This is a genomic window from Nitrosomonas sp., assembly GCF_043753625.1.
In the GTDB taxonomy this organism is placed as follows: Bacteria; Pseudomonadota; Gammaproteobacteria; order Burkholderiales; family Nitrosomonadaceae; genus Nitrosomonas.
The window spans coordinates 18,117-31,108 of record NZ_JAYUWI010000119.1 but is presented as its reverse complement, the minus strand read 5'-3'; the positions used below and the strand labels follow the sequence as shown (position 1 = coordinate 31,108).

General features: G+C 45.5%; 11 protein-coding genes. 2 read left to right on the top strand and 9 right to left on the bottom strand.

What is annotated here, in order from left to right; all coding sequences use genetic code 11:
• The 8 genes from ACH10T_RS10330 to ACH10T_RS10295 all read right to left on the bottom strand — a co-directional run.
• Positions 1–464, bottom strand: a 464-nt coding sequence (locus ACH10T_RS10330; protein ID WP_394809197.1) for a hypothetical protein, incomplete at its 3' end; no start/stop codon positions are given.
• Positions 465–467: 3 nt separating this feature from the next.
• Positions 468–698 carry a helix-turn-helix domain-containing protein gene (locus ACH10T_RS10325; protein ID WP_394809196.1) on the bottom strand — a complete coding sequence of 77 codons (231 nt, stop codon included), beginning with the start codon at positions 696–698 and terminating at the stop codon, positions 468–470.
• Positions 699–801: 103 nt separating this feature from the next.
• On the bottom strand, positions 802–1,341 hold the full coding sequence (locus tag ACH10T_RS10320; protein ID WP_394809195.1) for a hypothetical protein: 540 nt from the start codon (positions 1,339–1,341) through the stop codon (positions 802–804).
• 9 nt (positions 1,342–1,350) lie between these two features.
• Complete coding sequence (locus ACH10T_RS10315; RefSeq protein WP_394809194.1) at positions 1,351–2,547, bottom strand: tyrosine-type recombinase/integrase; 1,197 nt, start codon at positions 2,545–2,547, stop codon at positions 1,351–1,353.
• A gap of 368 nt (positions 2,548–2,915) precedes the next feature.
• Entirely contained in the window at positions 2,916–3,710 is a 795-nt protein-coding gene (locus tag ACH10T_RS10310; protein WP_394809193.1) for a formate/nitrite transporter family protein, read from the bottom strand.
• 81 nt (positions 3,711–3,791) lie between these two features.
• Positions 3,792–5,003, bottom strand: coding sequence for a radical SAM family heme chaperone HemW (gene hemW / locus ACH10T_RS10305; RefSeq protein WP_394809198.1), 1,212 nt, complete (start codon positions 5,001–5,003; stop codon positions 3,792–3,794).
• Positions 5,004–5,021: 18 nt separating this feature from the next.
• Entirely contained in the window at positions 5,022–7,520 is a 2,499-nt protein-coding gene (locus ACH10T_RS10300) for an ABC transporter permease (protein ID WP_394809192.1), read from the bottom strand.
• A gap of 55 nt (positions 7,521–7,575) precedes the next feature.
• Positions 7,576–8,268: an ABC transporter ATP-binding protein gene (locus tag ACH10T_RS10295; RefSeq protein ID WP_394809191.1), complete on the bottom strand. Its 693-nt coding sequence runs from the start codon at positions 8,266–8,268 to the stop codon at positions 7,576–7,578.
• On the opposite strand from ACH10T_RS10295, the gene ACH10T_RS10290 reads away from it, so the two are divergent.
• Positions 8,267–8,911, top strand: a complete 645-nt coding sequence (locus ACH10T_RS10290) for an arylesterase (protein ID WP_394809190.1) — start codon at positions 8,267–8,269, stop codon at positions 8,909–8,911. The two genes, ACH10T_RS10295 and ACH10T_RS10290, sit on opposite strands and share 2 nt — an antisense overlap.
• Before the next feature lie 46 nt (positions 8,912–8,957).
• Here the strand turns inward: ACH10T_RS10290 and ACH10T_RS10285 are convergent, their stop codons facing one another.
• Complete coding sequence (locus tag ACH10T_RS10285; protein WP_394809189.1) at positions 8,958–9,971, bottom strand: RluA family pseudouridine synthase; 1,014 nt, start codon at positions 9,969–9,971, stop codon at positions 8,958–8,960.
• Between the two features lie 476 nt (positions 9,972–10,447).
• Between ACH10T_RS10285 and ACH10T_RS10280 the strand changes: the two genes are divergently transcribed.
• Positions 10,448–12,988, top strand: coding sequence for a ribonuclease E/G (locus tag ACH10T_RS10280; protein WP_394809188.1), 2,541 nt, complete (start codon positions 10,448–10,450; stop codon positions 12,986–12,988).
• Positions 12,989–12,992: the final 4 nt, after the last annotated feature.

The window sequence follows — 12,992 nt, the reverse complement described above, 5'->3', positions numbered from 1 at the left end:
CCAAGCCTTGCGCACGCGCCACTTGATCCCGGATCGCATAACCCAGCTTCAATGATTGAATTAAGCAGGTTGTCAGCTTTAATCGGGTCGATGATTGGCTCATCCAATATAAAACCGATCTGAAAATTACCCGAGGAAGTCTCGATCTTCCAGCTTGGTTCGAGCGTGATGCGATCAAAATCAACCTTGACACCAACATCATCCAACATGACCGCATACAATGCGACAAAATGCTTTTTCTGCCGCCTGTATCTGCCTTCGTCATCGGGCTTGAAAGTAGCAAAGCTGGTGTAGTTGTTACTGCCATCAAGAAGCGGTGTCTTGTCAGCAATCCAAGGTTTGCCAAACCATGCGCCTTTCCCTACTTTGTTTGGATCGCCGGTAAAACTAACCACAATCGGGCGTTCACTTCCAACAATATCGAAAGTGCCCTGTTCCCGCAGGGCGTTTTCATTTCGTAGCATAGTTTAAGCCTCCCCGCCTTGCGTGCGACGGTCAAGAAAAGCATCAAGCGCAGATTTGCGATATTTCACTAACCGTCCGACTTTCACAAATTGGATGTTATAACGACCAACACAGCGCCATACCGACAAAGTATCTACACTAACGCCCAGATATTCGGCTGCTTCAGGTGGGGTGAATAATGGATCAGTGGATTGATTCTTGATAATTGCTGAAACCGCGGATTTAGATTGCATTTGATATATTCTCCAAAAACGTTATTAACTAACAACATCTTTGGGTAATATACAGAGCAAATAATTGACCTCCTAACGTCTCCTAGGAGACTGTAGAAAAAATCTATTTAGTGCTAAATCCTTTTATGCTGGCGCGCTCTTTAAGCCATCCTTTAATCGTACGGCAATCATATAATTCTCTTGATGACTGGTCATTTTTTAGCTTTTTCACTAATTCATCGTAGTAGTAGTCAACAGCCTTCGCTATGTTTGGCCATCTTTGGGGATCTTTTTCCCAGTCACTGGTCACAAAATCTTTATAATACTTATCCTCTTTATGCCGGTTCCCTCCCGCTCTAAATGAACGAATCATCTTCGTTTCATGAGCTTGCATATACATGAATTCCTGGTAAATAGGGTTATCTTTCATTCGTTTATCAAGTTGCGCCAATCCTTCTTTAGATCCTTCAGCCACAACGAATTCCCGGAAAAATGAAGCGTTTATAAATTCTTGATAGGTAAATTTCGCTATGTGTAATTCAATCGCGGCTTTTGTTGCATACTCAAGTAAATCTTCGTAATTCTGGTAATTATCTCTTAAGTCGTTTTTGACTTTGTCTTTCTGATCATAAATCTGCGCATAACGATTATTGTTGTCTGCCATTTTTCACCATTACGTGTTTTTGCCGATCTTCATTACATCAGCACTATCCTTCAGTCCTGCTGCTTGCATCATTGCGCTGGTTGCCTTATTGACCGAATCCCGAACAGGATCAAGATCAAGCCGGGCATAAATCGCCGTTGTGTTCTGGTTTTTATGATTGAGTGACTTCCCAATGATCGCCAATGAAGCACCTGTTTTACATTGCCAGCTTCCCAGGGTGCGCCTTAGATCATGAATGCGTAAATTGTTGATTCCAGCACGCTCTAGGATTCGCTGCCAGCCTCTCGCCGGATTCATTAAATGGCTTAACTCGCCACGTCCGGGAAAAACAAATACAGCATCATTTGAAGGCCTCCTGTTCTGTAATATCTCGACAGCCTCGGGTGATAATGTGACAGTCTGCGGGGTGCCGTTCTTCGTTTCATCAATTCGCCATTCATGACGGTCAAAACTGATATCTTGCCAGCGCATGGCCTGCACATTTGAGCGCCTTGCACCGGTTAATAATGACATCAATACATAATCCCTGATTGTTTGATTGGGCTCGTCCGCCAGTGCTTGAAAGAATCGCGGCAATTCTTCCCCCTGAATGAATCTTTCACGGCTCTTTTCTTTATTGCGTCTAATGCCTGAGGCGGGGTTGGTTTCCCATAGTCCCTCTAATATCGCCCATCCAAAAATACCCGATATTAGCGACTTAACACGATTAGCCGTGATCGGGTGCCCTGCTCTGGTAATGCTTAGGTGTATATTTTTAATGCTTGATCGGTCAATAGCTGATAGTTTCTTTTTACCCAGTGGTTTTTCAAGATACAGCCTGTACTGTGATTCATCTTCCCGCCATGTCTTTTTGTTGTGGCGTGAATATTGCTCCATGTAATCGCCAAATAATTCAGCAAAAGTAAGTTCCTCTCTGGTGCCGCGTTTGATCGCAGCGGGGTTTTTACCGCTTGCAATATCCCCGGCTATTCGTGCAGCTTCCAGCCGCGCCTTCTCGATGGTCATATCAGGATAACGACCAAGAGTTATTCGCTCTGGGCTGCTGCCACTGATGCGCTTGTAAATTGAAAAGGATTTTACACCAGTGGAAGTGATGCGGAGTTGTAACCCGGCTGTTTTTATATCGTGGTAGGTATCACGCTTACCGGGATCTGGTGTTGATAATGCGTCTATGGTTTTCTTAGTGAAATTGAATTTATTTTCCATATTTTGGCCTATGCGGGGTTACACCGGGGTTACACAATAGGTTAAATACAATACTATTTCACATATCTTCATTAACCTTTATATGATTGTAACATACTGATTAACATAGTTACATTAATGTTTGTTAAGTTGTGTTAATTCTGTGAATCTCGGACAAATGATCAGAAATTCACAAAATTTCTCCCTACCAGCCGCAAGAGGCGTCATTCCGCTTATTAATTCCATCTTGCTAAACAGGTCGACGTAGAAATGATAGGCGGTTTGAAAAAGATAATAATTTTGCTCCGCGCGCCCTGCACCTATCCCCGCGGCAAGACCACGGGGAATCGCAAGTTCAGCAAATGAGCTCGTTGAGCCATGCGTATCATTCAATCCACCTTTCTATAACTCCAATACAACATAAATCCTGTAAAAATCATCCCGCCAAACAAATTCCCTGCAATCACCGGCAGCCCATTCCATAACCACCAGTCAGCCAGCGTGATATTTGCGCCCAGTAGCATACCGGCGGGAATCACGAACATGTTAACGATGGCGTGTTCGTACCCTAAGCCGAAGAAGGTCATGATCGGCAGCCACATCGCGGTGATTTTGCCGATGGTTGCGGTCGAGGTGAATGCCATGACGGCACCCAATGTCACCATCCAATTACACAGCATTGCACTGATAAAGGCGGTGATTGTACCATCCAGACCGAGCTTGGCGTATTCCAGTGTTTTGGTTTCTGCGATGGCGATCGTTCGTTGCAGCGCGGGGATGGTTTCCGGGTCGATGGTTCCCATTTTGGTCGCGACGATGCAATACAAATATGCATACGTGACACTACCAATCAGATTACCGGTCAGCACCCAGGTCCAATTCTTGAGCAAATGGTTGAAGGGCGTTCTTTTGTCTTTGACGGCGATCGGAATCAGCGCGAAATTGCCGGTTGCCAGTTCCAGTCCGAGTAAAACGATCATGACAAAACCAACCGGAAACACCAGCGCACCGGCGATACCCCAGCCCGTTTGCGTTGCCGCTAGAATCGCCAGTGTGGTGGCATAACCGAGAAAAGCGCCTGCCAGAAAACCACGAATCAGCAACTGCTTGACCGGCAGACCCGCTTTCTTAGCTCCCGCCTGCAACATGTTTTCAACGATTTCTTCCGGCTTCACGTATGCCACGGCATTGACTCCTTGTACAAGTAACTTCAAATCAGAAGTGTGCGATTTTAGCGCACAATCACGCTGAATCGCTGACAAGCATTATTCCGGGTTTGTGGTTTCAGGCAAAAAAAGCTGCAGCAGATCGTTGAGAAATCGTCTGCCTAATATGGTGGGTTTAATACGGTGATGATCGTGTACCAGCAAGCCGCGTTGTTCGGCTTCATCCAATTGCTTCTGAACGGCGGTAATCGATAGGCCAGTGCGTTCCTGAAACACAGCCGTTTCAAATCCGCCGGAGAGCCGTAGCGCGTTCATCATAAATTCGAATCCCCGGTCCGCGGGAGTCAGTATCTGCTGCGTCTGGATTAACGATTCTGCTGCATTGGCTTTGGCCAGATATTCCTTCGGTTGCTTAGTGCGCATCTGCCGCACAATCTTATCGGCGAAACTGATTTTGCTGTGCGCGCCCGCACCAATGCCGAGATAATCGCCAAAAAGCCAGTAATTCATGTTATGGCGTGACTCCTTCCCTGCCTGTGCGAAGGCTGAAGTCTCATAATTCCGATACTGATGACTTGCGGTCGTTTGCTCGATCATGTCCTGCATCGCTGCTGCTTGTTCATCATCGGGAAGATTGGGTGGAAAGCGGTGAAACAGCGTATTCGGCTCCAGCGTCAAATGATAGGCGGAAATATGCGTGACGCCGAGAGAACACGCCATTTCAATATCAGCTTGCGCTTCTTCCAGGGTTTGCCCGGGCAATGCATACATCAGATCAAGATTGATATTGTCGAAATTCTTCAGTGCGATGTCCACCGCACGATGGGCTTCCTGATCATCATGCACACGTCCTAATGCTTTCAGATGCTGCGCATTAAAACTTTGTACGCCGATCGACAGGCGGTTGATGCCTGCAGCATGAAAATCGGCAAATTTCTGCGCTTCGAATGTTCCGGGATTGGCTTCCAGTGTAACTTCGGCGAAATGTTCCAGCGGAAATAATGTGCGCACTGCCGTCAAGATTGCATCAATGGCCTTAGCACTGAATAAGCTAGGCGTGCCGCCGCCAAAAAATATGCTGCTGAGCCGTCGACCCCAAACCTCTTGCAGAGCAAACTCGAGATCCCGGATTAGCGCCGCAACATATTCTTCCTCAGGTGCTTGGCTGCCCTCCCCGCGAATTTCATGCGAATTAAAATCGCAATAAGGGCACTTCTTCAGACACCAAGGAATATGAATATACAAACTCAGTGGCGGCAGCGATTTGAGCTTGGGCGATTGTGAATTAGGTATCGATGCCGGTGAAATCATCGAAGTCACGAAGCGTGATTAGCCAATTTTGCGTAAAGTTAATAACGGCGGGCTGGATAATGCTGAGCGCGTACCCAGTAAACCGGCCACCAAAACACCGATCACGCCGATTGACGTACCAACCAGCCAAATCCAGGGATTAAACGTGTAGTCGAGATGCAAGACATGCTTACCAATAACATAACCAAGCACACTGGCACCGGCCGACGCAAACAATCCAGCCAATCCGCCCAATATCGCAAATTCCGCCGCCCAAGCACGCGACAATTGTTCCCGTCTGGCACCGAGTGCTCTGAAAATGGCCGCTTCATAGATGCGTTCATCTTGCGTGGAAGCAATCGCTGCATACAACACGGAAAATCCGGCCAGTACGGTAAACACAAAAACAAATTCAATCGCCTGCGTTACCTGATCGATCATTTGCTGCACCTGGTTGATAACGATTGCCACATCGACCACCAGAATATTCGGGAAGGTTCTGACCAGTTCATGCATCATGGCAATTTCTGCCGGCGGCACATAAAAGCTGGTGATATAACTGACCGGGTAGTTATCCAGCAAACCGGGTGGCACGACAACAAAAAAATTAACCCGGAAACTATCCCAATCCACTTTTCTCATGCTGGTGATCTTGGCAGAAAAAGGACTACCCGCAATATCATAAGTCAGTTCATCACCTAGCTTGACACCGATTGTTTTAGCAATGCCCGCTTCAATCGACATAACCGCCTCGCTGTTATCCGCATTCCACCATTTGCCTTGAACAACTTGGTTATCCAATGCTTGCTGACTCGCCCAGGATAAATTGAATTCGCGCCGGACATGCCTTTCCGCATGCGGATCATCTGCATAATCCTCCGGTGATACATCCTTCCCATTAATCTTGATCAAACGGCCTCGTACCATCGGAAACACCGGCGGATGTTCAATGCCATATTGCTGGAAAAATTCCTCCAGTGGCTGCAACTGATCCGGCTGAATATTAACCAGAAAGTGATTTGGTGCATCGGGTGGCAAGCTAGTGTGCCAATCGTCGATCAAATCATCCTGAATCAGCGTCAGCACCAGTAATGCCATTAAACCCAACCCCAATGCCACTGCCTGCAACACGCTGGAAACCGAACGGCGGCTGATACTGGCCAAACCATACCGCAAAGCCCCGCCGGCTTGATGCCGGAGGCTCGATAATAGTCTGATCAGTAACCAGCCCAGACAACCAAAAATGGCAATGGCCGAGACAAATCCAATGACAATGTAAAGACCCAGTTTCAGGTCTTGCGCTTTCCAGATAAACAAAAGCGACAGGGCTACTAATCCCAATAAATAGCCAGCTATGCTGTGCGCATTAGATAAGCCGATATCTCTGCGCAATACCCGCAAAGCCGGAACGCTACGCAAATTCAGTACAGGTGGTAATGCAAAACCCAGTAACAGCACCAACCCTACCAGCAGACCTTGCAGCGCTGGCAGCCAATTGGGCCAGGGTAATTCAGTGTCGACAATACCGGTTAACCAGTGCGTCAGAATCTCCTGGGCCGCAAAACCAATCAAGCATCCAATACTGCTGGCGATAACGCCCAATACAATAAAATAATACAAGTACAGATAAAATAGCTGTTTCTGACTAGCTCCCAGGCTGCGCATCACCGCGCAGCCATCCAGATGACGCTGGGTAAACCGGCGTACAGCCAATGCAATTGCCGCCGCTGCCAGGACGACACTGGCCAAGGCCGCCAGGCTTAAGAATTTTTCTGAACGTTCCAATGCTGCTTTAATCTCAGGACGCGCATCCCGGATGCCTTCAATTCGCTGCGCCTTGGTAAGCTGAGGTTTCGCCCAATCACGAAATTGCTGCACCGCTTTTATTTCACCCGCCACGAGCAACTGATAGGAAACGCGGCTGCCTTCCTGAATTAAACCGGTATCTGGCAAATCGGCTGCGTTGATCATGGCGCGCGCGCCCATATTGATGAATCCTACCGAGTGATCCGGCTCACGCACGACCAGTTCGGTTACCGTTAACTGGATATCGCCCACATCTACTGTGTCACCACCTTTAAGATCAAGTCGTGTCATGACTTTATCATCGACCCAGATGGTGCCCGGTTGTGGAATTCTGGCCGCCACTTGAATTTCCGGTGTTTCTGATGACCTGCTGGCTAGGTGCACACGCCCGCGCAGTGGATAACCCTCCGTAACCGCTTTAATCTCTGTCAACAGATTGTTCTCACCATTGGAGATCATGCTGGGAAATTTAGTCAGCGATGAGACAGATAATCCAAGCCGGCTTGCCTCATCAGCATAGTGTTCGGGTAAGGGTTTACTCGAAATAACCAGTAAATCCGCGCCCAGCAATTGATTGCTCTCACGCGAAAGTGCCAACTCCACCCGATCTGCAAAAAAACCTACGGTGGTCATTCCGCTGACTGCGATAACCAGTGCCAGAACCAATACATTGAGTTCGCCTGCACGCCAGTCACGGCGCAGCATGCGGAAAGACAGCTTAAAATGATTCATGGAGAGAAATATTACCTTGTCGAAAATATAGGGTGAATATCAACAATGCTTAGCTTTAGTAACTATTCACAAGCTTGCCATCCGCCAAACGGATTTGGCGCGAACAGCGCCGTGACAGCGCTTCATCATGGGTAACCAAAACCAATGTTGTACCATGTTCACGATTGAGTTCGAACATGAGTTCAATAATTTGTATACCGGTAGCAGAATCGAGGTTCCCCGTAGGTTCATCGGCCAATAATAATTTGGGATCTGTTGCAAATGCACGTGCAATGGCAACCCGCTGTTGCTCGCCTCCGGATAATTGTTTCGGATAATGATGCAAGCGCATTGAAAGCCCAACCCGCTCCAGTAATCTCCGCGCCGTTGTTTCAGCGTTTCCGGCTGAAGAAAGTTCAAGCGGTAACATCACATTTTCAATCGCGGTCAATGCAGGAAGTAATTGAAACGACTGAAATACAAAACCCAGAATTTTGCCGCGCAAGGCAGCCCGGCTATCTTCATCCAGAGTGAAAATATCAATCGCATCCAGGTGAACTTTCCCCGAAGTCGGTAAATCCAATCCTGCCAGCAATCCTAATAAAGTAGATTTACCCGAGCCGGAAGCGCCTATAATTGCAACAGCTTCACCGGCGTTAACCTGCAAATCAATATCCTGCAATATGGTTAATTGTTTGTCGCCGGTATTAACCTGCTTGGTGAGTGCCTTAGTCCAAAGAATGGGTTGTTTAACAAAGTTATCTGACATGAAAAATTTCCTGATTATTCTGACGTTACTTCTTACTTTCATTGCTCCTGCTACAGCGGCATCACCCAAAACGGTAATGGTTTTTGGTGATAGTCTTTCTGCCGGTCATGGCATGCCCATCGAAGCTGGCTGGGTTGCGTTACTCACACAACGATTACAGTCTAAATTTGCTGATTATCAAATCATCAACGCAAGTATTAGCGGCGAAACAACACTTGGGGGACGCAATCGGATTAAACAATCACTGGAAACACATCGTCCTGAGATTGTTATTCTTGAGCTTGGCGCTAACGATGGTTTGCGCGGCGCTTCTATAAAATCCATCTATGAGAATTTGGCAACTATCATTGAAATATGCCAACAAAACAATTCTCTAGTTCTACTCGTCGGCATGCAATTACCTCCCAACTATGGCATGTCCTATACACAAAAGTTTCAAGCCATTTTTCCGCAATTGGCTGGAAACTATCAAATCAAATTAATACCATTCCTGCTGGCCGGTTTTGGCGACAAACACGATTTTTTTCAAGCTGATGGGATACACCCCAACGAAGTCGCACAGAAAAAAATTGTAGAAACTGTCTGGGAAGTTTTGCAAACTATGATTAAAACCGAACAAATCGCCACCAACCCAGATAATTAGCCGCGCATTATACCACTTCGACTAAATCGAACCGAAAACTAAACGATCAAGGATTTTCCAGGCCATCGATAAATATCTGCAGATCCTTGGACAAAGGCGCTTGCAGTTGCATCCGTTCCCCCGTATTGGGGTGCGTGATTTGTAAGGTATGCGCGTGCAGAAACATTCGTGTTAGTTTGTTCTGTCCACGCGTTTTAGCCAGCTGTTTGTTGATCTCGAAATCACCATATTTATCGTCGCCAATAATTGGAAACCCAAGATGCGCTAGATGAACACGAATTTGATGTGTGCGGCCGGTTTTTATTTCGGCATCCAGTAAACTGAAATTTTTCCAAGATTTTTGCAGCTTGAATATCGTATGAGACAGCTTCGATTTGCTGTCGTCGTGCTCATCAGTTGATACCGCAACACGCCGCTCACCACTTGCCGTCACATACTTGTTAAGTGCTAGCTTGACATGTTGCTTGGCGTTATACCAGTCCCCTCTCACCATCACCAGATAGTGCTTTTCCATTAAACCTTCACGAATTTGACGATGCAATTCAACCAGCGCACTGCGTTTTTTTGCAAGCAACAAAACACCGGATGTTTCTCTATCCAGGCGGTGCACCAGTTCCAGAAATTTCCAAGATGAATTTTGTGCGCGCAATTGCTCAATCACACCAAAGCTGATGCCGCTCCCGCCATGAACAGCCAGTCCACCAGGTTTATCAATAACTAGCAGCGCATCATCTTCATACAATGTCGTGAAGGAAAAAAAGTTGGACGGTGCAATTGCGGTCTGCCGGGAAGAATTCTTTTCCGTGATCCTAATCGGTGGAATTCGGACAATATCGCCCAATTGCAATCGATAGCTGGCGTTTATTCGCTTCCCGTTAACACGCACTTGACCGCTTCTTAATAGCTGATACAGATGGCTTTTGGGTACATTCCTATATCGTTTGAATAAAAAATTATCAACCCGCTGATCGCTCCCTTCCTCTTCGATACATTCTTTGATGACCACTGCAAGCGGTTGAATATTATTAGATAACTCTTTTATCTTATGCGTAACTTTCAAGTTTGTTTACAGATTGTTGTGAAGAAATATAAAGATTTTGCCTATTTCATTTTAAGTTTCTTTCTGTAAAAACTAATATACTAGAAACGAAAAATGACATATTATTTTATAAGATACTGATTAGTAATCAAGGCACCCAGTAAGAAAAGTGCATTAACAAAAATTGACATAAAACAAAGTTCCATTTGGAACTTTATGTAAAATCTGTTACCTTAAAGAGGGCTAAAACAACTTATAACTTGTGTAGTAGAACAGAATAAATGGGCTTTTATTCTGTTCTACATTACAAAAACTTTCATTCAGAATAAATTAACATACTAGAATACATTATTAAAAAGAAATATATAATTGATTAATAAATATTATAATAAAATTATTAGACCCAAACCTCGTCATTACAACTGCGTATACCAAAAAAATCTATCTGAAGAATTTGTGGATAGTGTACCCATAATTAGAACACGTAAGGTTTGTAAATGAAACGAATGTTATTTAATGCGACTCAACCTGAAGAGTTGCGGGTTGCAATTGTGAATGGTCAAACATTGGTTGACCTTGACATAGAGTCAATCAGTAAAGAACAACGCAAAAGCAATATCTACAAAGCTGTTATTACACGAATAGAACCCAGTCTAGAAGCTGCATTTGTAGATTATGGCTGCGAGCGTCACGGTTTCTTACCATTTAAAGAAATTGCTCCCTCCTGTCTCAATGAGAGCACCGGGGCTAGTAATGGCCGTATCCAGGACCTTCTACAAGAAGGTCAGGAACTGATTGTACAAGTTGACAAAGATGAGCGTGGAACCAAAGGCGCTGCACTAACAACTTACATTTCACTGGCTGGCCGATATTTGGTTTTAATACCTAATAACCAAAACAGTGGCGGTGTATCTCGCCGCATAACCGGTGAAGAGCGTAATGACTTGCGTGAAGTCATCGCTAAGCTTGAAGTGCCTGGAAGCATGAGTATTATTGCCAGAACTGCCGGAATCGGCCGAAGCACAGAAGAGCTGCAATGGGACTTGAACTACCTGACACAGCTTTGGTATGCCATTGAAGAAGCAGCCAATAATCAGAATGGCGTTTTCCTGATTTATCAAGAAAGTAGTCTAGTGATACGTGCTATTCGTGATTATTTCAGCCAAGAGATTGGCGAGATTTTAATCGACAGCCGAGATATCTATGAGCAGGCCAGCCAATTCATGGTGCATGTCATGCCTGCCAATGTAGATCGTCTTAAATTTTATCACGATGATGTGCCGTTATTCTCACGCTTCCAAATTGAGCATCAGATAGAAACAGCCTATTCAAGACAGGTTTCGCTACCCTCAGGTGGCGCAATTGTTATTGATCATACCGAAGCACTGGTATCGGTTGACGTTAACTCAGCCCGCGCCATCCGCGGATTGGATATTGAACATACTGCATTGAATACCAATCTTGAAGCAGCGGATGAAATTGCACGTCAATTAAGATTACGTGACTTGGGCGGACTGGTCGTCATCGACTTTATCGATATGGATGTGCAACGCAATCAGCGGGAAGTCGAGGCCAGATTACATGAAGCATTGCGCCAAGACCGAGCGCGTATTCAGGTTGGAAAAATCTCGCGTTTCGGCTTATTGGAATTATCACGTCAACGTCTGCGTCCCTCGCTGGGTGAAAGCAACTATATTCCATGCTCACGTTGCAATGGAACAGGATTTATTCGCGGAACTGATTCCTCGGCACTGCATGTGTTAAGAATCATCCAAGAAGAAGCCATGAAAGAAAACACGAGTGCGTTACATGTTCAACTTCCGGTCGATGTAGCCACATATCTGCTCAACGAGAAGCGTGGAGAGATCTATGATATCGAGGTTCGACAAAGAATTAATATCGTTCTGATACCCAATATCCATATCGAAACCCCTAACTACACCATCACTCGCATACGTCACGATGAAATAAACTCAAACGAAACGATAGCCAGTTATAAGCTGGTAGAGAAAAATACCGAGGAAAACAATCAGGTATCTATCGAACAGAAAAACAAGCCTGTCCGTCTTCAAGCTGCTGTTCAAGGCATAAAACTCGCGCAACCAGCGCCCATCCGAGAAGAAAATTCATCGCGTGACTCATCGCTTCTGGATAAATTTTTCAGTTGGTTTAAGCCAGCCAATACGGAAGAAATTAAACCCGATCTTGAAGAAAAAAAACAGGCTGACATTGACAGAACTAAAGCACCACAGGACCGCGGACGTTCACGAAGCCGTCGCGGACGCAACAGAAATGAACGCACTAAAGATGTTTCTGCAAATCAAGCTAGACAAAGCGATTCGAGTGACTCAGGCAGCATTGCCAATGATCAGGATATTACAATAACCGAACAGCCGAATCAGCGCACAGCGGTAACAGAAAGAAAAAACAATAAAAAGAAATTTGTTCAACCACCCGAACCGGATTCCGCGATAAGTATGCTACCAGAGGATCTGTCGGCTATTGAACAAGAAAATCCTGAGAACCCCAATGTAAAACCTGACGACCGCAGGCGTGCACGTCGGCATCGCGGCAATAAGAACCGAAATCAATCGGAGCATGCTAAAAATTCTATCGATGATAAAAATTTAGTAGCTGAGGAATCTCCAGATACCCCAATTGATAGCGAGAATTCTTCTGCGGATCTTCAGCCGAATGTTGAGAAAATAATACCAATCAAAGAGAAGCCAGCGGTTGCGTCGCCCAAAAAACATTCCGTCAAGAAAATAACTGCTGAAACACTCGCTGAAATTCAGTCCGTTCCAATGACTATTGATGAGCAAGCACCACTAACCGCCGCAACCAAATCACCAGAACCTATTGCAGTTAAAGAACTGCCGGATTTTAGAAAAAGCGGTTTAGTGATGATAGAAACACCACCTGAAAAGGTAGAATTGGTTACCGAAGAAATTATCTTACCTAAACGGCCGAGAAAAAGAATCAAAGAAGCTGTCGACATGCAAGCAGAACCCTTAATGCAAGTTGAAACGCGCGAATAATAAA